21 protein-coding genes are annotated in these 25,554 nt (G+C 71.9%); 12 read left to right on the top strand and 9 right to left on the bottom strand.

Annotated features, from left to right (window positions below):
* Window positions 1–752 precede the first annotated feature (752 nt).
* Both ACGF3C_RS26845 and ACGF3C_RS26840 read right to left on the bottom strand, forming a co-directional pair.
* Window positions 753–2,636: a Xaa-Pro dipeptidyl-peptidase gene (locus ACGF3C_RS26845; RefSeq protein WP_393226322.1), complete on the bottom strand. Its 1,884-nt coding sequence runs from the start codon at window positions 2,634–2,636 to the stop codon at window positions 753–755.
* A 124-nt stretch (window positions 2,637–2,760) separates the two neighbouring features.
* Complete coding sequence (locus tag ACGF3C_RS26840) at window positions 2,761–3,297, bottom strand: helix-turn-helix domain-containing protein (protein ID WP_357208222.1); 537 nt, start codon at window positions 3,295–3,297, stop codon at window positions 2,761–2,763.
* Between the two features lie 290 nt (window positions 3,298–3,587).
* Between ACGF3C_RS26840 and ACGF3C_RS26835 the strand changes: the two genes are divergently transcribed.
* The 11 genes from ACGF3C_RS26835 (at window position 3,588) to ACGF3C_RS26785 (ending at window position 17,186) form a co-directional block, all read left to right on the top strand.
* Complete coding sequence (locus ACGF3C_RS26835; protein WP_393226320.1) at window positions 3,588–5,192, top strand: ABC transporter substrate-binding protein; 1,605 nt, start codon at window positions 3,588–3,590, stop codon at window positions 5,190–5,192.
* A 10-nt stretch (window positions 5,193–5,202) separates the two neighbouring features.
* Window positions 5,203–6,288: an ABC transporter permease gene (locus ACGF3C_RS26830; protein WP_196926229.1), complete on the top strand. Its 1,086-nt coding sequence runs from the start codon at window positions 5,203–5,205 to the stop codon at window positions 6,286–6,288.
* Entirely contained in the window at window positions 6,285–7,184 is a 900-nt protein-coding gene (locus ACGF3C_RS26825) for an ABC transporter permease (protein WP_357221220.1), read from the top strand. Before ACGF3C_RS26830 ends, ACGF3C_RS26825 begins: the two co-directional genes overlap by 4 nt.
* Before the next feature lies 1 nt (window position 7,185).
* On the top strand, window positions 7,186–8,163 hold the full coding sequence (locus ACGF3C_RS26820) for an ABC transporter ATP-binding protein (RefSeq protein WP_393226317.1): 978 nt from the start codon (window positions 7,186–7,188) through the stop codon (window positions 8,161–8,163).
* A complete protein-coding gene (locus ACGF3C_RS26815; RefSeq protein WP_393226314.1) occupies window positions 8,160–9,137 on the top strand; it encodes an ABC transporter ATP-binding protein in 978 nt (325 codons plus the stop codon). The genes ACGF3C_RS26820 and ACGF3C_RS26815 overlap by 4 nt, the downstream gene beginning before the upstream one ends.
* A gap of 9 nt (window positions 9,138–9,146) precedes the next feature.
* Window positions 9,147–10,385 (top strand): amidohydrolase family protein, encoded by a 1,239-nt coding sequence (locus tag ACGF3C_RS26810; protein ID WP_357221229.1) that lies wholly within the window; start codon window positions 9,147–9,149, stop codon window positions 10,383–10,385.
* A complete protein-coding gene (locus tag ACGF3C_RS26805) occupies window positions 10,382–12,025 on the top strand; it encodes a DUF885 domain-containing protein (protein ID WP_357221232.1) in 1,644 nt (547 codons plus the stop codon). Before ACGF3C_RS26810 ends, ACGF3C_RS26805 begins: the two co-directional genes overlap by 4 nt.
* 39 nt (window positions 12,026–12,064) lie before the next feature.
* Complete coding sequence (locus ACGF3C_RS26800; protein WP_357221235.1) at window positions 12,065–12,436, top strand: nuclear transport factor 2 family protein; 372 nt, start codon at window positions 12,065–12,067, stop codon at window positions 12,434–12,436.
* Window positions 12,433–12,759: a TIGR04076 family protein gene (locus ACGF3C_RS26795; protein WP_357205994.1), complete on the top strand. Its 327-nt coding sequence runs from the start codon at window positions 12,433–12,435 to the stop codon at window positions 12,757–12,759. Before ACGF3C_RS26800 ends, ACGF3C_RS26795 begins: the two co-directional genes overlap by 4 nt.
* On the top strand, window positions 12,756–13,748 hold the full coding sequence (locus ACGF3C_RS26790) for an LLM class flavin-dependent oxidoreductase (protein ID WP_357221238.1): 993 nt from the start codon (window positions 12,756–12,758) through the stop codon (window positions 13,746–13,748). The genes ACGF3C_RS26795 and ACGF3C_RS26790 overlap by 4 nt, the downstream gene beginning before the upstream one ends.
* Before the next feature lie 102 nt (window positions 13,749–13,850).
* Window positions 13,851–17,186 (top strand): S8 family peptidase, encoded by a 3,336-nt coding sequence (locus tag ACGF3C_RS26785; protein ID WP_393226310.1) that lies wholly within the window; start codon window positions 13,851–13,853, stop codon window positions 17,184–17,186.
* 111 nt (window positions 17,187–17,297) lie between these two features.
* Here the strand turns inward: ACGF3C_RS26785 and ACGF3C_RS26780 are convergent, their stop codons facing one another.
* The 5 genes from ACGF3C_RS26780 to ACGF3C_RS26760 all read right to left on the bottom strand — a co-directional run bounded on the left by ACGF3C_RS26780 (window position 17,298) and on the right by ACGF3C_RS26760 (window position 21,331).
* Entirely contained in the window at window positions 17,298–17,813 is a 516-nt protein-coding gene (locus ACGF3C_RS26780; protein WP_393226307.1) for a DUF2231 domain-containing protein, read from the bottom strand.
* A 90-nt stretch (window positions 17,814–17,903) separates the two neighbouring features.
* Window positions 17,904–18,539, bottom strand: a complete 636-nt coding sequence (locus ACGF3C_RS26775) for a LysE family translocator (RefSeq protein ID WP_357221247.1) — start codon at window positions 18,537–18,539, stop codon at window positions 17,904–17,906.
* A 2-nt stretch (window positions 18,540–18,541) separates the two neighbouring features.
* Window positions 18,542–19,288 carry a metallophosphoesterase gene (locus tag ACGF3C_RS26770; protein WP_393226304.1) on the bottom strand — a complete coding sequence of 249 codons (747 nt, stop codon included), beginning with the start codon at window positions 19,286–19,288 and terminating at the stop codon, window positions 18,542–18,544.
* An 88-nt stretch (window positions 19,289–19,376) separates the two neighbouring features.
* Entirely contained in the window at window positions 19,377–20,420 is a 1,044-nt protein-coding gene (locus tag ACGF3C_RS26765; protein WP_357221253.1) for an SEC-C metal-binding domain-containing protein, read from the bottom strand.
* An 80-nt stretch (window positions 20,421–20,500) separates the two neighbouring features.
* Window positions 20,501–21,331, bottom strand: coding sequence for an NAD(P)H-binding protein (locus ACGF3C_RS26760; protein ID WP_393226301.1), 831 nt, complete (start codon window positions 21,329–21,331; stop codon window positions 20,501–20,503).
* Window positions 21,332–21,434: 103 nt separating this feature from the next.
* On the opposite strand from ACGF3C_RS26760, the gene ACGF3C_RS26755 reads away from it, so the two are divergent.
* Window positions 21,435–22,361: an AraC family transcriptional regulator gene (locus tag ACGF3C_RS26755; protein ID WP_393226298.1), complete on the top strand. Its 927-nt coding sequence runs from the start codon at window positions 21,435–21,437 to the stop codon at window positions 22,359–22,361.
* 523 nt (window positions 22,362–22,884) lie between these two features.
* Here ACGF3C_RS26755 and ACGF3C_RS26750 read toward each other — a convergent pair.
* Both ACGF3C_RS26750 and ACGF3C_RS26745 read right to left on the bottom strand, forming a co-directional pair.
* Window positions 22,885–23,721, bottom strand: a complete 837-nt coding sequence (locus ACGF3C_RS26750) for an aldo/keto reductase (RefSeq protein ID WP_357221261.1) — start codon at window positions 23,719–23,721, stop codon at window positions 22,885–22,887.
* On the bottom strand, window positions 23,718–25,520 hold the full coding sequence (locus ACGF3C_RS26745) for a glycoside hydrolase family 15 protein (protein WP_357221264.1): 1,803 nt from the start codon (window positions 25,518–25,520) through the stop codon (window positions 23,718–23,720). Before ACGF3C_RS26745 ends, ACGF3C_RS26750 begins: the two co-directional genes overlap by 4 nt.
* Window positions 25,521–25,554 lie beyond the last annotated feature (34 nt).

The raw sequence follows: 25,554 nt of genomic DNA, 5'->3' as shown, positions 1-25,554 counted from the left end.
GGGCGGTCTTACGAATCAGATCGGTACGCATGATGGCGTGCTCCTCTGCCTCGGGGGATACCCACACCACACCAGGGGGGTGGTGGATGGTGGTGCGGGGAAAGTTCGTGCCCGGCGACCCGCAACGGGGGCCGGCGTCGGGACGCGGTGTAACGGGTGCCGGTGGCGGATCATTCCGCCTTACCCGCAGGGGGCGGCCTGTTGTGGTGCTCGGCCGTTCCGGGGGGTGTAACCGGGGCGGCCTGCCGGGTGTTCCCGGCGGCGGCCCGGCCGTTGTGGTGCTCGGCCGTGCGGGGGATGTAACCGGGGCGGCCTGCCGGGTGTTCCCGGCGGCCGGCCCGCGGTGACCCGGGCTGTTGCGGTGGTCTGCCAGGTATAACGACCCGGCCCGGCCCGCGATTCCGCCGCCGGGGTGGCCCCGACCACCCGACACGCTATACCGAACCCGACAAACCACCCACCTCGCCGGCCCACCGAATCCGACACGACGGCCAAGCCAACATGATCCACTCGGGTTCACGGAAGTCGCGGTGTCCCGCTGCCCAGGATGCCCCGACTTCACAGAATCCGAGTGGATCATGCCTGCGTGCACCGCCTCGCCCGGGGCAGGGACAGTACGGGCGCGGACAGCACGGGCGGGACAGCACGGGCGGGACAGCACGCGCGGGGCGGCACGGGCGGGGTGGTTCGGACGTGCGGCTGGGGCAGCCCGAACGTGTCGGACTGCCCCACCCGGAAGCGCGAAGATGAAATCAGAAGCCGAGGACGCTCCGCCCGCCGACAACCGGCAGTCGCAGTTCGCTGTCGTTCGGCGCGACCCGCAGTTCGGTGCCGCCCAACGGTAGGAGGGTGTACTCCTGGTCGCTGGAGAAGACGACCACGCCGATCCGGTGTCCCGCCGGGAAGATGTAGTCCTTCGGCTCCATGGTCCACCGGTAGTCGTACAGCTTGCCCTGCCGCACCGGCGACGTCCGGGCCGCGCTCTTGCGGTTCTGCGGGTCCATCCAGCCTCGCGTCACCACTGTCGGGGCTGCGGTCGACCCGGCCGGGCCGTAGTCGACCAGGTACGCGGTGAGGTTCGCGTCCGGCTTGTTGTCGATCGCCATCCGCAGCCGCATCTCGGGACGCCCCGAGATGCGCACGCTCTGCGTCAGCTCGGGGGAGCGGTAGGCGAGGCGGTTGGCGCTCGCGGTGTCCGGGTTGGACACCAAAGTGTCCGGGTGGATGGTCCGGCCCTCGTCGACGAAACTCTGCTCGATTTTGGCCTTCGGCGGCTTGCCGGTGGTGAGCGCGCCGGGCGCGGTGGCGTCGGTGGCGGCGAACCGCAGGCCGACCTCCCGCGCGGCCGGGTCCGGCCAGTTGGCGTACGTGGTGTAGGCGCGGTCCTCGCGCTGGAGCACCGCCGTCGGCTCGTCCATGATGCCGTTGCGCACGTTCCACAGCCAGAAGTCGAACCAGCGGTTCTCGGTCTGCTTGTACGTCCACGTCTGGCCGCTGGGCAGGGTCACCGACGCGCTGCTGCCCGGACCACCGTGGCCGCCCTGGTGCAGCCAGATCTTGCGGGGGACGTCGCGCTTGGCGAGCTGGTCCCACCAGCCGGCGAAGTGCTCGGTCTTCACGTTCCAGTCGTTGAGGCCGTGCACGACGAAGACGCTGGCCTTGACGTCGCGGGCGTCGAGGTAGTCGCGATCCTGCCAGAACTTCGAGTAGTCGCCGGTGATCCGGTCCTGCTTGGCGGTGATGTCCGCGAGCTCGTCGGCGCAGGGCCCTTCGGCGCGCGCCTGCCCGGCGGTGTACTGGGCCAGGATGTCGAGGTCCTCGCCCTGGAACGTTCCGGGCGCGACCACCAGGCCGTTGGCCCGGTAGTAGTCGTACCAGCTGCTGATCGCGGAGACCGGCACGATGGTCTTGAGTCCCTTGACGCCGGTGGTGGCCACCTGGTTGGGCAGTGTCCCGTTGTAGGAGACACCGGTCATGCCGACCGCGCCGGTGGTCCAGCCGGCGGTGACCGGGGCGCCGTTGGCGTCGTACCCCTTGGCCCGGCCGTTGAGCCAGTCGATGACCGCCTTGGTGCCGAGCGTCTCGGCCTGGTCCCCGCTGGTCGGGCAGCCGTCGGAGTCGCCGGTGCCGACGCTCTGGCCGAGCACCACCGCGTACCCGCGGGGCACGTAGTAGTCGTCCAGCGAGCCGGGCAGGTTGGCCTTCGCCTGGGCCCGTTGTACGCCTGCGTCGAGGGCGCGACGCCCGTTGCGGTCGGTCAGGCCGTTCTGCGGCAGGTCGTCGACCAGCACGCTCGGGTACGGCACGTCACCCCAGGTGCCCTTGCGGTACGGGCTGTGCTCGAAGATGACAGGCACCTTGAAGCCCTGCGTGGCGGTCTCCCGCGGCCGGGAGATGTCGATCGCCACCCGGTCGGGCCGACCGTCGTGGTCGGTGTCCACCGGGGTCTGGACGAACACCCGCTCCTCGATCGCGTCGGCGAGCGAGAACACCGGTTGGGTCATGCCGTCGCTGACCACGATGCCGGTGGGCGTGGTGGGCGTGGGCGGAGCCGCAGCCGCGGGTGGGGCTGCGCTGAGAACCAGAGCGCCGGACACGCCGAGGCTCAGGAGTGCCAGATGACGGGGTCGACGCATGCGCGTCTCCCTTCGGTTGGGCTGGTTGCCGGGTCGGCAGGGGCCAATCTCGAAGATCCATTCGTGGTCATGCTAGGTCCGCCGCGGCGTCCCGTCGATCCCGTCGGCCGTCCACCGTGGTCGGTCAGGGAGTCGGTGGCGTCACCGCGATGATCAGGTGGGCGCGCTGGTCGCTGGCGTTGCGGTAGAGGTGGGCGAGGCGCGAGTCGAAGGTGACCGACTCGCCCGCGGTGAGGGTGTACGACTCACCGCCGATCTCGGCGACGACAGCGCCGCTGATGACGATCGCGCATTCGGTCGACGGGTGCGCCCACGGCTCGGCGGAGCTGGCGTCGCCGGGTGCGAGGTGGGCCTGGAGCACTTCCAGGTCGCCGCGGCCGGGGGTGAGTCGTTCGTAGGTGATCTGGCCGGGTGGCGCGGCCAGCCTGGTCCGGGCGCCGACGCGGCTGACGTGCACCGGTGGCGCCTCGGGCTCGGAGAACAGTTCGGCGATCGAGGTGTCGAAGACCTGGGCGAGCTTGCGCAGGGTGGAGAGGCTGGGGTCGGTCGCGCCGTTCTCGATCTGGCTGAGCAGGGCGGGGGACACGTCGGCGGCTGTGGCGAGCTGACGCAGCGTGAGGGAGTGCTGCTGACGCAGGTCGCGGAGTCGGTCACCGAGCATGTGTCCTCGTTCCAAATACAGTGTGGCTGAATCTTGATTGACCGGACTATACGGCCCTGTTTAGTATCGCTGAACAACAGGCGGCAACGTTCGACACCACTAGACAAGGCCGCGTCAAGACGATCCGGACGACGTCCCAGTCCGGCCTACATCCAACCCCGAGACGACGCCCCCGAGAAGCCCGCGACGCCGTCATCCCATCGGCCCGGCCGATGCATGGTGTCGCCCGCCGGGCGTCGACGCCCCGCGGATCCGCATGGCGGGCCGCGCGATACGAAGGTAGGAACAGCATGTCGGTGTCTCCCCGCCGGCTCCTCGCCGGAGCGTCCGCTCTGGCGACGCTGGCCGTCCTCTCCGTCAGCGCCTGTAGCGCCGGCGGCAGTGGTGGAAACGCGAACGGCACGGCCAGGACCCTCACCGTGAACACCTCGTTCGTGCTCAAGACCCTCGACCCCGGCCGGGTCTACGAGGCAACCGGTCTGACCGCCGTGCACGCCCTCTACGACACCCTGCTCACCTTCAAGGGTTCGGATGTGAGTAAGCCGGTCCCCGCGCTGGCCGAGTCGTACCAGGCGTCGCCGGACGCCACAACGTTCACCTTCAAGCTGCGGCAGGGTGTGACGTTCGCCGACGGCAGCCCGCTCACCGCCGACGACGTCGTCTTCTCGCTGAATCGGCTGAAGAACATCAAGGCCAGCCCCGCGGTCACCGTCAGCGGTCTGACCGTGACCAAGACCGACGACAGCACGGTCGTTGTCGCCTCGGCCACCCCCGACCCGAACATCCCGGTGGTGCTGTCGATGCCGTCGACAGCGGTGCTCAACGCCAAGGTCGCCAAGGAGCACGGCGCCCGCGACGGCGCCGACGCCGCCCAGGGCGACACCGCGCAGCAGTACCTGGACACCAACTCCGTCGGCAGCGGCCCCTACGTGCTGAAGTCCTACGACCCCTCGTCGCAGGTGGTGCTGGAGGCCAACCCGAAGTACTGGGGCACGAAGCCGCAGTTCTCCCGGGTGGTGCTGCGCAACATGGATGTGCAGACCCAGAAGCTGACCATGCAACGCGCCGAGGCCGCCGAGATATCACTGGATATCTCCGGCAAGCTCCTCGACGGCCTGCCGGGCAGCCTGCAGACCTCCGGCGTGCAGGACACCGTCTACTTCCTCTTCCTCAACGCCGACCCGGCCGTCTCGGCGGTCACCTCGAACCCGAAGTTCAACCAGGCCCTGCGCGCCGCCATCGACTACCAGGGGATCGCCGCCCTGTACGGCAAGGGCGCCGCCCCCGGCGCCGGGCTGGTCGCGCCCGCCTTCCCGGGCGCGCTGCCGGCCGGCGAGGAGTCCAAGCGGGACGTGGCCAAGGCCAAGGCCCTGCTCACCGAGGCCGGCCTGACGAATCCGACGGTCAAGTTCACCTACCCGGCCATCACCTACAAGGGCGTGGACCTCGGCACGGTGGCCACAAAGGTGCAGGGCGACGCCGCCGAGGCCGGCATCAAGCTGGAGCTGAACCCGCAGCCGCTGACCACGTTCCTCGACGAGATGCGCGGCGGGAAGTCTCCGCTCGGGTTCACCCCGCAGAGCCTGAACTACCCGGTCGCCGACTCACTGATCAACAACATGGCACCGGGTCAGGCGACCGCGCTGCGCTCCGGCTGGACGGTCGAGCGGGCCGACCCGGCCGTGGTGGCCGCCGGCAGGAAGGTCACCGAGACCCTCGACCTGGCCGGCCGGGCCACCGCCATGCAGGAGTGGCAGCGGCTGATGAACGCGTCCTCGCCGTACCTCGTACTGGCCAGCAACTCCTCCATCGTCGTGGCGACCACGGATCTGACCGGGGCGGACTACACCGCCGCCGGTTGGCAGGTGGACGTCGCCGCGGTCGGGCGCAAGTAGTCCCGACGACATGACGACAGTCCACGACGGTGAGCCGGGCGCGGTCGCCACGACCGCGTCCCGGCCCCGGGGTGCCCACCCGCTGCTGACCTTCCTGGCCAAGCGGGTGGCGGTCACCGCCGGCCTGCTGCTCGGCGTCACCGTGGTGACGTTCGGTCTGGTCAACGTGGTCCCCGGTGACCCGGTCACCGCCAACCTCTCCGACCAGGCCCTCAACGACCCCGCCGCGGTGGCCGCCTTCCGCGAGAAGTGGGGTCTGGACCAGCCGCTCTGGGCCCAGTACCTGCACTACCTGGGCAACCTGCTGCACGGCGACCTGGGCCACTCCCAGCAGACCGGGCGGGCCGTCCTGGACGACCTGCTGCACTACGTGCCGGCGACCCTGGAGCTGGCCCTCCCGAGCATGGTGCTGGCGCTGCTCATCGGCACCGGGGTCGGCATGCTCGCGGCGGTCCGCAACGGCCGGCTCACCGACCAGCTCGTTCGGGTCGGCGCCCTGCTCGGGCTCTCCACCCCGCCGTTCTGGCTGTCCCTGGTCGTGCTGTACGTCTTCTTCTACCAACTCGGCCTGGCCCCCAGCGGCGGGCGACTGTCCACCGACTTCAGCCCACCTCCCACGGTCACCGGCATGTACACGGTCGACGGGGCGCTCGCCGGGCAGTGGGACGTCGCCTGGGACGCCGCCCAGCACCTGTCCCTGCCGGTGCTCGTGCTGACCTCGCTGACGGTGGCGATGCTGGTCCGCTTCGTCCGCTCGGCGATGCTGGAGGTGCTCCAGCAGGACTACATCCGGGCCGCGTACGCCAAGGGCCTGCCGACCCGGGTGGTGCTGCGCCGGCATCTGCTGCGCGCCGGCCTCGTCCCGGTGGTCACCGTCTCCGGCCTCGCGTTCGCCTCGCTGCTCTCCGGGACGGTGCTTGTCGAGAGCATCTTCGGCTGGCCCGGCGTCGGCCAGTACGCGTACCGCAGCGCCACGGCGCTGGACCTGCCCGCGATCCTCGGCGTCAGCCTCTTCGTGGCGCTGGTCTACACGCTTGTCAACCTGACCGTCGACCTGCTGTACGGGCTCATCGATCCGAGGATCCGGTTGTCATGACGACACTTGCAGACCCGAAGGCGGAGCGGGCCCTGGGCCGACGCCGCTGGCTCGGCCGACTGCGGGGCGGCTCGACCAGCCGACCGGTCTGGCGTCAACCGATCACCGTGGCGGCGTTGACCATCCTCGGCGGATGGTTGCTGCTGGCGTTGCTCGCCGACGTCCTCGCACCGTACGACCCGCTGGCACAGAGCCCCGACACGTACGCGTCGCCGTCCGGGGCGCACTGGTTCGGCACCGACTCGCTCGGCCGCGACATCCTCAGCCGGGTCATCCACGGCGCCCGCCTGTCCATCCCGCTGGCCCTGGCCATCGTCTCGCTGGCCCTGCTGGTCGGCGGGCTGCTCGGGCTGGTCGCCGGATACGTCGGCCGGTTCGTCGACGAGGCGCTGATGCGCCTGACCGACCTGGTGTTCGCGTTCCCGCAGATCATCCTGGCCATGGCGGTGACGGCGGCGTTCGGCCCGAACACCCGCAACGCCGTACTGGCCCTGGTCATCGTCTCCTGGCCGGTCTACGCCCGGGTCATCCGCAGCGCCGTGCTGAGCATGCGCGGCGACGACTATCTCAACGCCGCCCGCCTGCTCGGCGTCGGGCCGATCCGGGCGTTGCGCCGCGACGTGCTGCCCAACAGCATCGGCCCGGCGATCGTGCTGGCCACCCTGGAGCTGGGCAACGCGGTGCTGCTGCTCGCCGCCCTGTCGTTCCTCGGTCTGGGCCCGCGCCCACCGGCCGCCGAGTGGGGCTCGATGGTGGCCCTCGGCGCGCAGGACCTGTCGATGTGGTGGGTCAGCGTGTTTCCCGGCCTCGCCATCCTCACCGTGGTGATGGCCTTCAACGTGCTCGGCGACGCGCTGCGCGACCGGCTGGACCCCCGCTACACGAAGGGACGCTGAGGTGGCACCGCTGCTCGACGTCGACTCCCTGGCCGTCACCCTGCCCTCACCGCGTGGCCCGCTGCCGATCCTGCACGACGTGTCGTTGACCGTCGACGAGGGTGAGCTGGTGGGCATCGCGGGGGAGAGCGGCTGCGGCAAGAGCCTCACCGCGCAGACCCTGCTCGGGCTGCTGCCCCCGGGGGCGGCGGTCACCGGCTCGGCCCGGTACGCCGGAACCGAACTGCTCGGCCTGGACACCCGGGGCTGGCAGCGGGTCCGTGGCGCGGGCATCGCCATGGTGTTCCAGGACCCGAGCGCGGCCCTGCACCCGATGCTCACGGTCGGCCGGCAGCTCACCGAGCACATGCGGGTGCACCTGCGAATGGACCGTCGAGCTGCCGGTCGCCGCGCGGTGGAGCTGCTCGACCAGGTCCGCATCCCGGACCCGGAGCGGGCGCTGCGCGCGTACCCGCACCAGTTCTCCGGCGGCATGCGTCAGCGGGTGGCCATCGCCATCGCGCTGGCCGCCCGGCCCCGACTGCTGATCGCCGACGAACCGACGACCGCCCTCGACGTCACGGTGCAGGCCGGCATCCTCGCCCTGCTGGAACGGCTGCGCGCCGAGACCGGGCTGGCCGTCGCGTTCATCACCCACGACCTCGGGGTGCTCAGCGCCCTCACCACCCGTGGCTACATCTTCTACGCCGGGCGGGTCGTCGAGACCGGCCCGACGGGCAGCCTGCTCACCGCCCCCACCCACCCGTACACTGCCGCGCTGCTCGGCGCCCGACCGCACGGCACCCAGAACGGCGGGACGTTGCGGCCCATCCCGGGTGCCCCGCCGGCACCCGGCGAGGCGCCGCCGGGGTGCCCGTTCCAACCCCGCTGCGGGTACGCCGAACCGTCCTGCGGTGAGGTCCCGCCTCCGCTCACCCCCGCCGGAGTCGACCGGTCGGTGGCCTGCGTGGTCCGTCCGCACCTGGAGGTGGCCGCGTGAACACCACAGGGCCCGCGCGACTGTCCTTCACCGACCTGGAGGTCGAGTACCGCTCCCGAGGGCGGGGCCGTGTGCGTGCCGTCGCCGGGGTCAGCCTGGAGGTGTCGCCCGGCCAGATCGTCGGCCTGGTCGGCGAGTCCGGGTGCGGAAAGTCCACACTCGCCCGCGTCGCGGTCGGGCTCAGCGCGCCGAGCGCCGGCACCGTCGAGTACGCCGGCCGACCGGTCACCCCGCTGGGCTGGCGGCCCCGCTCCGGTGCCGAGGTCGGCCTGCAGATGGTCTTCCAGAACCCGTACGCCTCGCTGAACCCCCGGCGCACCATCGGCTCTCAACTCCTCGACGGCGTGCCGGCCACGGTCACCGGGTCGGCCCGCCGAGCCCGGGTGCACGAGCTGCTCCAACGGGTGGCCATGCCGACCAGCGCCGCCCAGCGGTATCCGCACCAGTTCTCCGGCGGTCAACGGCAGCGCCTGGCGATCGCCCGCGCGCTCGCCCCGGAACCTCGCATGATCATCGCGGACGAGCCGGTCACCGCGTTGGACGCCTCGTCCCAGGCGCAGGTGGTCAACCTGCTCGTCAGGCTGGTCCGCGACCTCGACATGGGCATGCTCTTCATCTCCCACGACCTGGCACTGGTGCACGAGATCGCCGACGTGACCGCCGTGATGTACCTGGGCCGGATCGTCGAGGCCGCACCCACCCGTGAGCTGTGGCGCGAGCCCCGACACCCGTACACCCGGGCGTTGATCGACGCGGTGCCGCAGATCGGGCCTACCCCGCGCCTGCCCGCCATCCTCGCCGGGGAGGTGCCCGACCCGGCCAACGCGCCCACCGGGTGCCGTTTCCGGCCACGCTGCCCGCACGCGTTCGCTCCCTGCGGCGAGCAGCCGCCCACCGTCGACCTGGGCGGCCGCAGCGTCGCCTGCTGGCTCACCGACCCTGCCACGGCCCCGACCGTCGCGCGCTCACTCTGAGGACGCCCCATGCGCATGCCCACCGAACAGGTACTGGTCAACCTCGCCCTCTACGACGGTGTCCAGGACGCCCTCCAACCGGATCGCGGCATCTGGATCGACGCCGACGGCGTGATCCGTGCCGTCGGTCAGGTCGACGACGTCCTCGCCGAGGCCGGCGCGGCCCGGGTGATCGACCTGGGCGGCGAGCACGTCATGCCGGGTCTGACCAACATGCACGTCCACCTCTCGCTGGGGTTGCCCGGCCACCTCGCCGACACGGTGCACGGCGCGAACCTGGCCGAGCTGGTGCTGCTGATGGCCGACTCGGCCCGGCGCACCCTGCACTCCGGTGTCACCACCGCCCGCCTGGTCGGGGAGAGCCGGTACGCCGACTTCGCCCTGCGCAGGGGGATCGAGGCCGGCGCGGTCGACGGCCCGCGCATCTTCACCGCGGGGCACGCGCTCTGCTGCACGGGCGGGCACGGCTGGGACGCCGACGCCCTGGAGGCCGACGGCGCGGACGGGTTCCGGCGGGCCACCCGCGAACAGCTCCGCGCCGGCGCCGATCTGATCAAGGTCTGCATCTCCGGCGGGATCGCCGGGCAGCACGAGGCGATCGACACCCCGCAGCTGCTCGACGACGAGATGGCCGCGGTCATCCGCGTCGCACACGACTGGGGGCGCAAGGTCACCGCGCACGCCGGCCCGGCAGACTCGGTCCGCCGCGCCGTCGAGCTGGGCCTCGACTGCGTCGAGCACGGGTACGAGCTGACCGACGACGTCACCCGGCTGATGGCCGAGCGGGGTGTCTGGTACGTGCCGACGATCGTGGTGAGCCGCTGCGAGCAGTTCTTCCGCGACTCGGGGGTGCCCGGCTGGCTGATGGACCGTGCCCTCGCGGCCGGCCCACGACACTGGGAGAGCCTCCAGCACGCCATCCGCAACGGTGTGCCGATCGCGCTGGGCAGCGACATGCCCCCGCACGCCGGCTACGACGAGACCACCGCGACCGTCCGTGAACTGGAGTTCATGGTGGACGCGGGGATGCCGGTCGCGGACGCGCTCAAGGCCGCCACCACCCGCCCCGCGCAGTGGCTGGGTCGTGCCGACACCCTCGGCACCGTCGAGGCGGGCAGGCACGCCGACCTGCTGGTGCTGCGCGACGACCCGACCCGCTCGGTCTCCGCGTTGCGCACCCTGCACGCGGTGATGAAGGGCGGGGTGGCGTACCGCGACGACAACGGCCGGTTCGGCGTGCCGCGATGAGCAGCATCACCCAGGTCGCCGACGGGTACCTCGACGCGCTCGCCGAGCTGGACCCGCAGGCGGCCGAGGCGGTGGGGCGTACCCCCGGGTCGCATGTCCCGGATCTCTCCCCGGAGGGGTTCGACGCCCGCGCCGAGCTGGCCCGACGTACCGCGACGGCCGCCGCCGCGGCGACCACGCACGACCCCGGTGAGCGGTCCCTGGCCGACGCTCTGCTGGACCGGCTGGCCAGTGAGGTCGACCTGTACGACGCGGGCTTCACCACCCGACTGCTCGCCCCACTGGCCACGCCGGTGCACCTGCTCCGGCAGCTCTTCGACAATCTGCCCCGGCACACCGAGGACGACTGGGCGGTGGTCGCCGACCACCTGCACCAGGTGCCCGACGCCCTCGACCGGTACGCCGCGACGCTGCGCCGGTCGGCGCGGCAGGGGCAACTGGTCGCCCGCCGCCAGGTGCTCGTGGTCGCCGACCAGTGCGCCTCCTGGGCCACCGCCGACTTCTACGGGCGGTTGGTCGACGGCTGCCCCGACGGCCCGGTCGCCGCTCGGCTGCACCGGGGCGCGCGGCTGGCGACCGCCGCCACCGCCGGTTTCGCCGCATTCCTCCGTGCCGAGCTGGCACCCGCCGCGTCCGAGGTGGACGGTGTGGGCGGCGACCTGTACCGGGTCACCGCCCGCAGTTTCCTCGGCGCGACTGTCGACCTCGACGAGGTGTACGAGTACGGCTGGGCGGAGTTGGCAGGCACCGCCGCCGAGCTGCGGACCGTCGCGGGCGAGCTGGGCCATTCGCGGGTGGCTGCCGCGCGGGCGGCCCTGGACGCCGACCCGTCCGGTCGGGTGGCGGCCGGGCCAGCCCTGGAGGAGTGGTTGCGCCAGCGCACCGAGCAGCTGACCGACGCGCTCGACGGCACCCACTTCGACATCCCGTCCGCCACCCGCCGGGTGGTGTGCCGGATCAGCCCCGCCACCTCCGGGGTCATGTACTACACGCCCCCCGATCCGGCGTTGACGCGTCCCGGCGCGATCTGGTGGTCGGTGCCCACCGGCGAGTCGACGGTGCCGGTGTGGCGGCACGTCGGGACGCTCTGCCACGAGGGGCTGCCCGGCCACCACCTCCAGCACGCCGTCACCCTCACCACCGGCGCCCTGCACCCGTGGCAGCGCACCCTCTGCCAGGTGCACGGGTACGCCGAGGGGTGGGCGCACTACGCCGAGCGTCTCGCCGACGAGATCGGCCTGTACGCCGACCCGGCCGAGCGGCTCGGCATGCTCGACGGTCAGCTGTGGCGGGCCGCCCGCGTGGTCATCGACCTGGGTCTGCACCTCGGGCTGCCGATCCCGGCCGGCAACGGGTTCACCGAGGAACGCCGTTGGACGCCTTCTCTCGCGGTGGACGTCCTCACCCGTGTCGTCGGTCTGGACGCCGAGACCGCGCGCTTCGAGGTCGACAGGTATCTCGGCTGGCCGGCGCAGGCCCTGGCCTTCAAGGTCGGCGCGCGGCTGTGGCAGCAGGCCCGCCGGGACGCCGAGCGGCGCGAGGGTACGGCCTTCGACCGGAAACGCTTCCACCACACCGCGTTGGCGCTCGGACCCATGGGACTGGACCCGCTCCGCGCCCGCCTGGCCGACCTGCCCTGACCCCCCCGCAGCGCCGTACCCGATCGGAAGTGACAGCCGATGAGCGATGAGCTCACCACCACCATCACCGACCTGTACCGGTCCCTCGGCGACCGGCCGGCCTTCGACGCGCACCTGCATCCCGACCTGACGTTCTGGGAGTCCGACGCCGACGGCCTGCTGTCCGGCCTGCCCGCGCTGGACGACCTGCGGGACCGGCGGGCGACCCGGGCGACGGGGTCGGCGCCGGTCTCGGTCGCGCCGGAACACCTGCGTGCCGACGCCTGGGGCGACACCGGTCTGGTCCGGTACGTGCTGCGGGCCCGCTTCGCCGACAGCCGGCCGGACGAGTGTTTCCGGGTCACCGACGTCCTGCGCCGCGAGGACGGCTGCTGGCGCATCGTGCACCACCACGCGGAGGCCGTCCGATGAGCGCCGAGGAACCCACCACCGACCTGTACGACCTGCGGGTCGTGGTGGAGCGGATCGAGGGCCGCTCGGTGTGCGGCCTCAAGCCGGGCGACCATTTCGACGTGACGGAGTCGAATCGGGTGACCATCCCGGCCGGGGGGCACTTCTGCCTCTACGCCCTGGCGGCGTGTCTGCCGTTGCTGCCGGCGAAGCAGCGGGCGCTGGCCGAGGGCGACTGGATGGCCCGGGACAGCCACGTCGCCTGTCCGGACCCGGACGAGCGGCTCATCATGCGCATCGAACGGACCGGCCTTCAGCGCATCCCCACCGAGGAGCTGACGTGAGCGCTGGGCTGGTCGGCATCGGCCTTCAGTCCGACAAGTCCGCCGACGAGTACGCGGAGCTTGCCGAGTTGACCGAGCGGCACGGCTTCGACGTGCTGTCGGTCTTCGGTGACCTGATGTACCAACCGCCGATCTTCCCGTTGCTGGTGGCGGCCCGGCACACCCGGCGGATCCGCCTGGGCGCGGCGTGCCTCAACCCGTTCACCATGCACCCGGTCGAGGTCGCCGGTCAGGTGGCCGCGCTGGACCTGGCCTCGCGGGGTCGGGCCTACCTGGGCCTGGCCCGGGGCACCTGGCTCAACGAGATCGGTGTGCCGCAGGTCCGTCCGATCCGGCGCATCGTCGAGACGGTCGCCGTCGTGCGGCTGCTGCTCGCCGGCGACGACAGCGGTTTCCAGGGTGGGGAGTTCACCGTCGCGGCGGGCACGTCGCTGCGGTACACGCCGGCCCGTGCCGACGTACCGGTCCTCGTCGGCACCTGGGGGCGGCAGACCGCGCGGGCGGCGGCCGGGTTCGCCGGCGAGGTCAAGGTCGGCGGGTCGGCCAACCCGGCGATGGCCCGGATGATGCGCGCCTGGCTGGATGACGCGGCGGTCGCGGACCGGGACGGCACGGGTGTCGTGCTCGGCGCGGTCACCGTCGTCGACGAGGACGGTGCGCTGGCACGGCGGGTTGCCCGCCGGGAGGTGGCCATGTACCTGGCGGTGGTCGCCGCCCTCGACCCGACGATCGAGGTGGACCCGGAGCTGCTGGCCCGGATCCAGCAGCACGTCGGCCGTCGGGAGGACGACCTCGCCGGCGCGCTGATCGGCGACGACCTGCTCGATCTGTTCGCTTTCTCCGGCACGCCCGAGCACGTCGCGGGGCAGGCGGCGGCGGTGTTCGACGCCGGGGCGGGTCGGGTGGAGTTCGGCACCCCGCACGGGTTGACGCCGCACGGCGGCATCGACCTGCTCGGCCGGCGGGTGCTCCCACTGTTAAGAGCGTGAAAACCTCCTCGTCGAGGGCTCCCCGAAGATCGTTGACCTGCATATGATCTTGCGGGAAGTTGCCCGAAGAGGCACTTTCGTCCACATTAGACGAGGAGCACCATGCTCAGGAAAACGCGGTGGCTGTTGGCGGTTGCCGTCACGGCCACGACGCTGACCGCCCTACCGGGCGGCGCAGCCACAGCCGGCGGCATCGACCGACCCGGCGCACCCGCCGCCTCGGTCGACGGCAGGACCCACACCGTCACCCTGCTGACCGGCGACGTGGTGACCGTCCGCAGCAACGGCCCGGGATGCCCGCAGGCCACGATCCGGCCGGTCGACGAGAACGCGGTGATCCACCAGAGCTGCGGCCCCGACGGTCACCTGCACGTCATCCCCGCCCGCGTCGCGTCCCAGGTCGGCCCGGTCCTCGACCCCGACCTGTTCGACGTCACCACCCTGATCACCGACGGCTACGACGACGACAACTCCGCCGAGCTGCCGCTGATCGTGCAGCCCGCCACCGCGTCCGCCCGGGTGGCCGCGCTCGGTGACGTGCTCCCGCTGCCCAGCATCGGCGCGGTAGCCGGCCGCGTACCCAAGAAGAGCCCCGCCACCGCGAAGCTCGCCACCAACTCGCTGCTCGCCGGCGCGAAGAAGGTCTGGCTCGACCGCAAGGTGCACGCCACCGCCCTGACCGGCGGTGGGCGACCCGCCGGCCTGGACCGCAACCTCGGCCAGATCGCCGCGCCGGACGCCTGGAAGGCCGGCTACACCGGCAAGGGCGTCCGGGTCGCGGTGCTCGACACCGGCGCCGACTTCACCCACCCGGACCTGGTCGGCCGGGTCGCCGAGCGGGCCGACTTCACCGCCGAGGGTGGTGACGCCGTCGACCACAACGGGCACGGTACGCACGTCGCCTCGACAATCGCCGGCACCGGCGCTGCCGCACACGGTCAGCGTCGCGGCGTGGCACCGGACGCCAAGCTGGTGATCGGCAAGGTTCTCGACGACCACGGCTCCGGCGAGGACTCCGGCATCATCGCCGGCATGGAGTGGGCCGCCACCCGGGCCGACGTCATCAACATGAGCCTCGGTGGCAGCGCAGCGGACGACGGCACCGACCCGCTCTCGCTCGCCGTCGACGGTCTGAGCAGGTCCACCGGCGCCCTGTTCGTCATCGCCGCGGGCAACAGCGGCGCGCAGATCTCCTCGCCCGGGTCGGCCGCCACCGCGCTCACCGTCGGGGCCGTCGACCGCGACGACAAGCTCGCCGACTTCTCCAGCCGGGGACCGCTCGTCACCAGCAATGTGGCCAAGCCGGAGCTCGTCGCACCCGGTGTCGACATCGTCGCCGCCCGGGCCGCCGGCACCAACCTCCAGGACCCGATCGACAGGTACTACGAGGCGATCAGCGGCACCTCGATGGCGAGCCCGCACGTGGCGGGCGCCGCCGCGCTGCTCGCCCAGCGCCACCCGGACTGGACCGGAGAACGGCTCAAGGCCGCCCTCGTCGGTGCCGCCGACCCGCTCACCGGCATCGACCCGTACGCCGTCGGCGCCGGCCGGCTCAACGCGGCCCGGGCCCTCGGCGGCCCGACCAGCGACCAGCCGGTGGTCAACCTCGGCACGTTCGCGTACCCGCAGTCCGGGACCAACGAGACGAAGCTGAGCTGGACCGGCGAGTCGACTGCCGTTCTCGACCTCGACGTGTCGATCATCAACCACGACGGTCAGCCGGTGCCGCGCGGCGCGGCGTCGCTGTCGACGAGCCGGGTGACCCTCAAGCGCGGCGTCACCGCCGCGGCGACTCTGCGGATCAACCGCGCGGCGCTGGGCAGCCGGCCGGGCTTCTACCTGGCCACCGTCACCGCCCGCACCGGCCGCAAGCTGGTCGCGACGACCCCGGTGAGTTTCTACGTCGAGCCGCCCAGCTACGACCTGACGATCCACACCAAGCCGATGCCCGGTCTGCGGGACGGCGCGGACACCTGGATCAACCTCATGGTCGCCAACCTCACCGACCCCCTGCTGTTCTACGGCGGGGGCGGCGGCACGCCCGGGGAGACCTTCACCCTGCGGGTGCCGGCAGGCCGGTACTCGGTGCTCGGCGCGTCGATCGCCTACTACGTCGACAGCGACGTGCAGGAGAGCACCCTCACCGCGGCGGGTGACCTGGACGTGCACGCCGCTCGGAGCGTGACCCTCGACCCGGCGCAGGCCCGGCCGGTCACGGCGACCGTCGACGGGGCGGCCACCACGACCACCCGGACCGACGTCACCACCTTCCAGACCGCGGTGAACGGCCTGCCGTGGTGGCACCAGATCAGCGGTTTCGGCGTGGCCACGGCGGTCCGCAGCGTGGCGATCCCGAAGCCCACCATCGGATCGCGGCGCACCTGGGCGGCCGTCAACATGGACTCGCCGGCCGGCACCGCGCAGCCGTACCGCTACAACATCGTGCACGAGTACGCCAACGGCGTGCCGGCCGACCCGTCGTTCCGGGTGACCAGGGCCGAACAGGCCCGACTGGCCCGCATCGACGAGCGGTTCCACCAGACCGACTCACCGGAGATGTACACCACGTTTGTCCGCACGGGCTCCACTCCTGACGGGGTGGCGGTGACCCAGACCTACGAGGGCATCATGCCGCCGAGCCGGACGTCGTACCTCTCGCCGGAGATCGTCTGGGCCGACGAGGGCGTCTACGGCGGGCTGGCGGCCCTGGAAGCGCCGCGCCGGTACCTGCCGGGCAGCCGGCAGTCCAAGGTCTGGGCGCGGCAGCCGCTGCACTCCGACTGGTACGACGACCCGGCCGGCGCCGACTGGAGTTGCGCCACCCCGCCGTCGCGGTCCCGGGGCAACCTGCACCTGGACATGGTGACGCTGACCGACCAGCACCAGCGGGCCGACTGCCTCCAGGGCGAGGCGGTCGGTGTGAAGCGCAAGCTGTCGCTGTACCGCGACGGCAAGCTGGTCGACCAGCGGTCCGGCCCGTACGGCGACTTCAGCGTTCCGCAGTCGATGGCCGACTACCGGGTGACCCTCGACGTCGACACGAGCCTGATCCTGCCGATCTCCACCAAGGTCAACACGTCGTGGACGTTCCGGTCGGCCGGACCGGACGGCACCGGGAGCGTGCCGTTGCCGCTGCTCGCGGTCGACTACGCCCTGCCGATGGACCACAACAACCACCCGGTCGACGGAACGGCCGAGCTGGCCGTCCGGCAGGCGCACGGTGTGAAGACGCAGAAGGTGACGTCGTTCCAGGTCTGGACGTCGACCGACGACGGGGCCACCTGGAAGTCGGCCCGGGTCACCGGCAGCGGTGACAGTTACCGGGTCGAGCTGCCGAAGGCCACCTCCGGGCAGGCGGTCTCGCTGCGGGTGAAGGCCGCCGCCAACGGCGGTAGCGGAATCGACCAGACCATCATCCGGGCGTACCACGCCGGCTGATGGTCACCCCGCTGGTGCGGCCCGGGCCCCCAACCGGGCCGCACCAGCACCCCGCCGGTCTGTGCGACAACGAGAGGCACACCCATGACACGCGACGAGGTCGCCTGACCGTCACTGGCCCTCCCAGACCGCCTTCGCCCCGGAGTCGCCGGTGCGAACCACGTAATACACGGTGACGGCGGCGGCCACCAGCGACAACACCTGCAACGCCAGGGTCAGCGGTCGAGCGGGTCGCCCGTCCGCGCTGGCGTCGGTGGCCCTCGGCGGGACGAGCCGGACCAGCGCCAGGGCCACCACCCCCAACCCGATGCTGGCGTAGAGCGTGATGTCACCGAACTCCTGGTGCGCCTCCAGCTTCGGGAGGAACTCAGGCGTGACCCGGTTGGCGGCGCGCATCCGCTCGAGGAAGGCGTCGCCGGAGAGCTTGGTCAGCAGGGCGGCGACCGGCGCACCCACCGCCAGCAGACCCAGCACCCACCGGGTGTGCGGCCGGATCGGCGGGACGAACGCGTAACCGACAGTCAGCAGGGCCAGCAGCGGCACGAACACGACAGCGGCGTGCAGCAGCAGAGGGTGGGCCGGGATGCCCATGATCTCCTCGAACATCGGCGTCTCCTCCGGTGGCATCGGCCTGGACGGTGATCGTCCACACCGGGACGCTATCGGTACCGAGCGGGCGTGTCATCCTCGCCGATCGATCACCTGTCGCGACGTGACTCAGGTCGTCGCCGCGCGGACGCCGAGGCCGACCAGGATCACGCCGGTCAGCCGATCGAGCATTCGTCGCACCGATGCCGTGCGGAGCAACCGGGCGGCGGCACCGGAGACGACGGTCCACCCGGCGAGCCAACAGGTGTGCAGCGCGGCGTGCGCCGTGGCGAGCAGCACCATCGGCAGCAGCACCGGTCGGCCCGGTTCGAGGAACTGCGGCGCCAAGGTGAGGTAGATGGCGGCGGCCTTGGGGTTCAGCACGTTGCCGAGCAACCCTTGCAGGTACGGGTGGTCCACGCGCCAGGGCAACCTCCGGGCGGAAACCGTGGGTCGCCGTCCCGCCTCCGGGCGACGGCGCGACGCGGACCAGAGCATCCAGAGCCCGAGCCCGACCAGATAACCGGCCCCGACCAGCTTGACCACCCAGAACGCCTGCGACGAGCGGAGCACCAGCGCGGCCAGGCCGACAGCGGCCAGCGTGGCGTGCACGTAGAGCCCGGTCACCGTACCCAGGATCACCCACCAGCCCTGCCGCCGCCCGCCGGTGGCGACCCGCGAGACGACCAGGGTCAGGCTCGCGCCCGGCGTGGCGGTGATCGGCGCGACGGCGACCAGGAAGCCGAGCACCGCGACCCCGTGCATCCTCAGACCACCACCCGGTAGTGGGTGGTGAGCAGGCCCGCGTCGTCGTAGACGTGGAACGCGACGCCGGGCGGCTGGGTCTGGGTGGTCAACGGGCCGTCGCCCTCCCAGGGCATCCGCAGCGTGGAGACCACACCCGGGGCGATCCGCAGTGGACGGCCCGCGAAGGTGCTCGCGGCAGCGGTGTGGAAATGCCCGGTCAGTACGGCGACGACCTGCGGGTGGGCGGCGACGAGCTCGGCCAGGGGGTCGGCCGGCAGCAGCCGCATCGGGTCGATGACCGGGTGGTGCAACACGACCGGCGGGTGATGCAGGGCGATGAACGTGGGTGTCCCGGCCGGCACCGAACCCAACTCGTCGGCGAGCCAGGCCATCGTCTCCTCGTCCAGGTGGCCGTCGTCGGCACCGGGCACGGAGGAGTCGGCCAGGAGGAAGACCGCCCCGGCCACGTCGTGACGGGCGTTGATCGGGCCGGTGCCGCCGTCGTCGTCACCGAGCAGACCCTTGCGGTACGCGTCGCGTACATCGTGGTTGCCGGGGCAGACCATGACCGGCAGCGGGGATTCGAAGAGCTTCGCGGCGGTCTCGTACTCGGCCACCTCGCCGTGGTCGGCGATGTCCCCGGTGATCAGGATCGCGTCGACCTGTCGCGGCAGGCCGTGCAGGTAGTCCATGACCCGGGCGGTCCGCTCGGCCGACCGGGGATGGCTGTCGAGGTGGGTGTCACTGAGGTGCGCGATGACCAGCACGAGGCTCTCCTAACGGCTATCAACGTGAAAGCCGTCAGTGACGCTACTCCGGGCCAGGTCGGCCAGGGCAGCGCGATGACCGCCGCGGTCAGCTCCGCGAGCGCGGGAGGCAGTCCTTCTTGTACTTGAGGCCCGACCCGCACCAGCAGGCGTCGTTGCGCTCCGGCGGCCAGGCGATCCGCGCGCTGGGCCGCGCCGACACCTCGGCCGCGTAGCCCGCGCGGACCGCCGCGTCGGCCGGATCGCCGTCACGTCGACCGGCGAACGCGGTCAACCCGGCCACTGTCGCGCCGAACACGCCCAAACCGGCCTGACCGGCGCTCCTAAGCCGAACCAGCTCCGTTTCCAGCCGGCCCCGGTGCGCGTCCCAGTCCGGCCCGTAGACCTCGGCGAGGGCGGGATGCTCGGCGAGCAGGCGATCGAACTCGGCCCGCGGCCAGAAGAGCAGATCCGACTCGGCGTCCCTGCGCTCACCGGCCCGACGGACGAGCTGGGTCTCCAGCCGGTCCGCCAGGTCGTCCTGCCGGTCGTGCGGCAGGTTCAGGTTGCGTCGTACCCGATGGCGCTGTTGCAACAGGAAGAAGGCGACACCTGGCGCGTCCGGCGGACCGAGATCGACCACCGGGTCGATGGCGGTGCTGGCCGGCCCGGACGCGGCTGTCGCATGCTCCTTGAGGAGCGTGTCGACCGCCTCGCTCAGCCACGTCTCGGCGGTCGCCGAACGCCCACCGGCGTCCAGCGCGGCACTGACGTAGGCGGGGGCGTCGGGCTGCACGAGCAGCAACGGGCGCAACGCGGTCAACTCCGCCATCGCCTCGTCGTCGTGACCGCCGGCCCGGAACAGCGCGCGGGCCCGCAGCGCGCGGGCGAACCCGGCCCGAGGATCATCGCCGGACGGGTACGCCGCCAGGGCCTGCTCCGCGTACCGCAGCGCGGCCTCGGGCCTGGCCCGGATCTCCGCGATCTCGGCGGCCAGTGTCAGCGCGTCCCCGGCGTCGTCCGGGTCCTCCAACCGGCCCTGCTCGACGGCCTCCGCGAGGTCGGCGGCGACACCGAGCGGATTCGCCGTCCCGAGCGCCGAGCGGCGAAGTTCGGCGAGGTCAGCCTTGGTGAGTGTCTCTCTCGTCGGCACGATCTCACGGTACTTCGGGGTGCTCGCGGTACGCGGGCAGATCACCTGTTACCCCGCTCTCATGCCGCCCGCCGGGCGGACTACGACCACGCGCCGGCCGCAGCGGCCCGCGTGGCGTAGGTGTCGAAGTCGAGCGGGTCCCGTCCGAGAACCCGACGTACCCCGTCGGTCGGTTCGGCGAGGTGGCCCGCCCGCATCCCGGCGAACAGGGCGTTCAGCGCCGTGGCCGCCTCCGCCGGAAAGCCCTCGGCGAGCAGTTCGGCGTGGTACTGCTCCGGGCTGAGCTCCACATAGCGGATCGAGCGGCCGGTCACCCGCGCGATCGTCGCCACCGCTGCGGCGAAGGTGAGCGCACGGGGGCCGGACAGGTCGTACACCTGTTCGTGGTGACCTGGCGAGGTGAGCAGCGTCGCCGCCACGTCGGCGACGTCCTGGGCGTCGACGAACGGCTCGGGCGTGGCGCCCATCGGCAGAGCCAGCCGACCGTCGAGCAGTGGCTGGCGAAACAGGTCCTCGCTGAAGTTCTGACTGAAGTTGTTCGCCCGGATGATCGTCCACTCGATGCCGGACTTCCGCACTGCCTCTTCCGCGGCGAGCATGCCGGGGGAGAAGTCACTGACCCGGTCGATCCCACGCCCGGAGAGCGCCACGATCCGGCCGACGCCGGAGTCGACTGCCTGCGTCACGAAGTCGCTGGCCAGCGCCGGGTCCTCCGGAGCGAGCAGATAGACAGCAGAGGCGCCCGCCACGGCCGGCCGCCAGGTGTCCCGCCGCGACCAGTCGAAGCGCACCTCACCGGAGCGAGAGGCGGCCCGGGCGTGGTGACCCGCCGCCCGCAACGTCTGGACCAGCCGGCGACCGGTCTTGCCGGTGCCGGCCATCACGAGTGTCGAAGGTGCGTTCGTCGTCATGACCACGAGTCAACGCGCCCGGTCGTGGGCGGGACATGTCCTGTCGTACGCCGGGCATGTCCGATCGTCCGCGGTTCATCCTCCGCGATCTATCGTCGGTGACATGGACCCGTTCGACAATCTGCTGCGCGGTCTGCACGCCGACGGCGCGGCCTTCGGCCGGTCGGTGCTGACCCCGCCGTGGGCGCTGCGGTTCACCGACGGTGCCCCGCTGACGCTCTGCGTCCCGATGCGGGGCGAGGGCTGGATCTCGCATCCGGACAGCGACAAGCCACGTCTGGTCCGGGTCGGCGAGGCGGCCATCGTGCGCGGACCGGCGCCGTTCGTCTTCTCCGCCGAGCCCCGGTCGAGCTTCGAGCCCGGGGAACTGCGCGACGTCCGGCGCGGCCAGACCGGGGTCCTCGACCCGGCGGGCGCGGATCACACCGACCGACCCGTGCTGCTGGTCGGGGTGTACCACGTCCGGGGTCGGGTGCCTCAGCGGTTGCTGGGCGCGCTGCCGCCGGTCCTCGTCGTGCCGGAAGACCAGGACTGCGCCGCGCTGCGCGACTACCTGGACGCCCAGCTCGACGCGGGTCGGCCCGGACGGCAGGTCGTGCTGGACCGCCTGCTGGACTGGCTGTTGGTGTGCACGGTTCGGGACTGGTTCGACCAGCCGGAGGCCGAGGCGCCCGGCTGGTACCGCGCGCTGAGCGACGACACTGTCGGTCCGGTGCTGCGCGCCATGCACGACGCCCCGGGCCGGCCGTGGACCCTGGCCAGCCTGGCCGCCCATGCCGGGGTCTCCCGGTCCACACTGGCGAAACGGTTCACCGCGTTGGTGGGTGAACCGCCGCTCACCTACCTGACCGACTGGCGCATGGCGGTGGCCGCCGACCTGCTCTCCGAATCGACAGCGACGGTCGCCGCCGTGGCGCGTCGCCTCGGGTACGCGGACGCGTTCGGCTTCAGCGCGGCCTTCAAACGCGTGCACGGCCTGAGCCCGAGCGGGCATCGACGGCTCACCCGGGTCGACGCCACGGCGGCGTGAGCAGCACTCACCGAGGCCCAGAGCCGGTCGACGAGTGCTCGCAGAACCCAACGAACTACGGTCATCTGCCGTCAGCCCGTCGCCGGCGGACCAGTGGCTGCCCAAGCAGGAGCACGGCGCACGCCCGGCGCGGCCGATCCCGTACACCCTGAGCGACACCTGGTCGGTCCCACCTCGACGTCACCCCCGCCTACGACGAGCACGGCTATAAACTCGCCCTCACGCTCACCAACCGCAGGTCGAAGCGGGTCGAGGTACCGTCCGCGACGGGTACCACGCCCGACCGGTCACGCTGTCGCGTACCGCTGCGCGGGTCATGTCGAGAACGGCAAGGACAGCATCAGCGACCCGGCCCTCGGCGGGCTCGTCTGAGCGACACCGCGTCACCCGGGCCGCCGCCGGCCCGGGTGACGCGGCTCGGCACCGCGATCGGCGGCGGATTTGCGGATGAGCGTGATGACTCACAGGCATATTGATGCCGCACAGTCATCACGCTCGTCACGGCGCTCGCACGTCGGCTCGGTCAGAACTCCTCGTACACCGCCGGGTCCTGGTCCGAGAGCCGCCCGTCCGGGCGGCCCAGCGCGGTGATGGCCTCGACCTGCGCGTCGGTGAGCGTGATACCGAAGACGTCCAGGTTCTCGGCCTGCCGCTGCGGGGACGCGGCCTTGGGCAGCGGAATTACCTGACGGGCCACGTGCCAGGCGAGGATCGTCTGCGCCGGGCTGACGCCGTGCGCGGTCGCGATCTCCACGACGACGGGGTGCTGCTGAAGGTCGTTGCCGTGGCCGAGCGGGCTCCACCCCTGCACCAGGATGCCGTGCTCCCGGTGGTAGTCGAGCGCCTCCTGCTGCGGAAAGTACGGGTGCACCTCGATCTGGTTGACGACCGGGGCGACCCCGGTCTCGGCCACCAGCCGCTCGATGTGCTCGGGCAGGAAGTTGGAGAGCCCGATGTGCCGCACCAGGCCACGCTCACGCGCCTCGATCAGCGCCCGCCACGCCTGCACGTACAGGTTTTCCTTGGGGTTCGGCCAGTGGATCAGGTACAGGTCGACCCGGTCGAGGCCGGTGCGGAACACACTCTCCTCGATGGTGGTCAGCGCCTCGTCGTAGCGGTGGTGCCGACCCGGCAGCTTCGAGGTGACGACCAGCTCGTCCCGCACGTCACCGGCCGACCGGGCGGCCCGGCCGACAGCGCCCTCGTTCTCGTAGTTCACCGCCGAGTCGATCAACCGGTAGCCCGTCCGGATCGCCTGACCGATCGCGTCGACACCCGCCGAGCCGTTCAGCTTGTACGTACCCAGCCCGATCGCCGGCAGAGTCGTGCCGTCAGCGGCCGTCAGGTGCGGAATCGTCATGATCGGAACCCTACCCGCGTGGGGGCGTCCCGGATGGCGAGTGCGGCCTGGATGAGCGCGGCGTGGGTCAGCGTCTGGGGATAGTTGCCGAGGTGGGCATCCGTCGCCGGGTCCACCTCTTCCGGGTAGAGGCCGAGTGGGCTGGCGTGAGCGAGCATGGCCTCGAACAGCTCGACGGCCTCGCGGCGACGCCCGGTGCGGGCGAGGGCCTGAACGAGCCAGAACGAGCAGGGCAGGAACGCGCCCTCGGTGCCGGGCAGGCCGTCCCGCCCGGGCGGGTAGCGGTAGAGCAGCGGACCGCCGGCGGAGAGCCTGTTCCGGATGGCGTCGATGGTGCCCTGGACCCGAGGTGACCCGGTCCGGTCCATGTCGAGCAGCGGCAGGACGAGCAGGGCCGCGTCGAGATCCCGGGAGTCGTAATTGCGGACGTAGCTGCCCGCTGTCGGGTCGAAGCCGCGCGTGCGGACTTCGGCGGCGATGGCGTCCCGGGCCTCCTGCCAGCGTCGACGTTGCCGCTCCGGCAGGGGATGTGTGCCGGCGATGGCCAGGGCACGGTCCAGCGCGAGCCAGCCCATGAGCTTGGAATGGACATGGTGGGCCGCCTCCCGTACCTCCCAGATACCGGCATCGGGCTCCCGCCAGCGACCGGCGACCACGTCGGCGAAACCGCGAACCGCCCGCCACGTCTCGGCGGGGAGGCGGTGCCCGGCCTGAGCGAACACCCAGGCGGCGTCGATCACCCACCCGTAGCCGTCGAGCTGGTGTTGACCTGCGGCGCCGTTGCCCATCCGTACCGGAACGCTGTTGAGGTAGCCGGGCCAACCGGCCAGTTCACGTTCCGCGGGAACGCGCCGGCCGTGCAGGGTGAGCAGCGCCGGCAGGCGTGGCCGTTGCAACCGGGTGGCGTGCAACAGCCAGGCGAGGAAACCGCGCGCCTCGTCGGTCTTGCCGACGCTGAGGAAGGCGCCGACACCGATGCTCGCGTCACGGGGCCAGACATAGCGGTAGTCCCAGTTCCGTACACCGCCGGGATCCTCGGGCAGTGACGTGGTGGGTGCGGCCACCGGCGCTCCCGAGGGCGAGTAGGTCAGCAGCCGCAAGGTGAGCAGACTGCGTACGACGTGTTCCCGGAACGGCAACCGCTCATCGATCTCCGCGGTCCAGGCCCGCCATCGGCCCTCGTCCTCGACAAGCAGCTCCCAGGCGGCCGTCGGATCGACGTGGATCATCGGTTCGCGGTGGGCCACGGCCAGCACGACTGTGACCGGATGTCCCGGCGTGACCGTGATCAAGGTGGGCCGACCCGGTTCGATTCTGAACGTGGGTGTGCTGTCCAGCGCGACCGCCAACGACCCCCACTCACAGACGAGCCCTTGGCGCCGGTGCTGTGCTCGGGGCCGGTGGTGCCGCGCGCCAAGGCGGGGGTCGAACTCCACCACCGCCTCGACCGCCGCCTGCTCGGCCGACAGCCGTCGCACGATCAGTGTCGTGGGCAGCAGGCGACCGCTGACCTCGGCCACCATCGCCTCCGTGAGGCGGAGCCGCCCGCTGCCCGCCGCCCAGGTTGTCTCCAGGGTGGCGGTGTGCTGCCGGTAACGGCGTTCAACGACGGTGGCCGGCCGGGCCGGGCCCACCCGGAACGTTCCGGCGTCCGGGCCCCCGACCAGTCGGCCGAACAGGGGATCACCGTCGAAGCGTGGAACGCAGAACCAGTCCATCGCGCCGTCACTCGCGACCAGGGCGGCGGCGCGCGTGTCGCCCAGCAGACCGTAGTCGCTGATCGGTGGCCCACCGGTCATGGAGATCGCTCCTCGATGCGCCACGCCGGGGAGC

The sequence above is a fragment of the Micromonospora sp. NPDC047762 genome, assembly GCF_043204655.1.
In the GTDB taxonomy this organism is placed as follows: domain Bacteria; phylum Actinomycetota; class Actinomycetes; order Mycobacteriales; family Micromonosporaceae; genus Micromonospora.
Note: the sequence above shows the minus strand (reverse complement) of the source record. Positions and strands in the feature narration are given on the sequence as shown.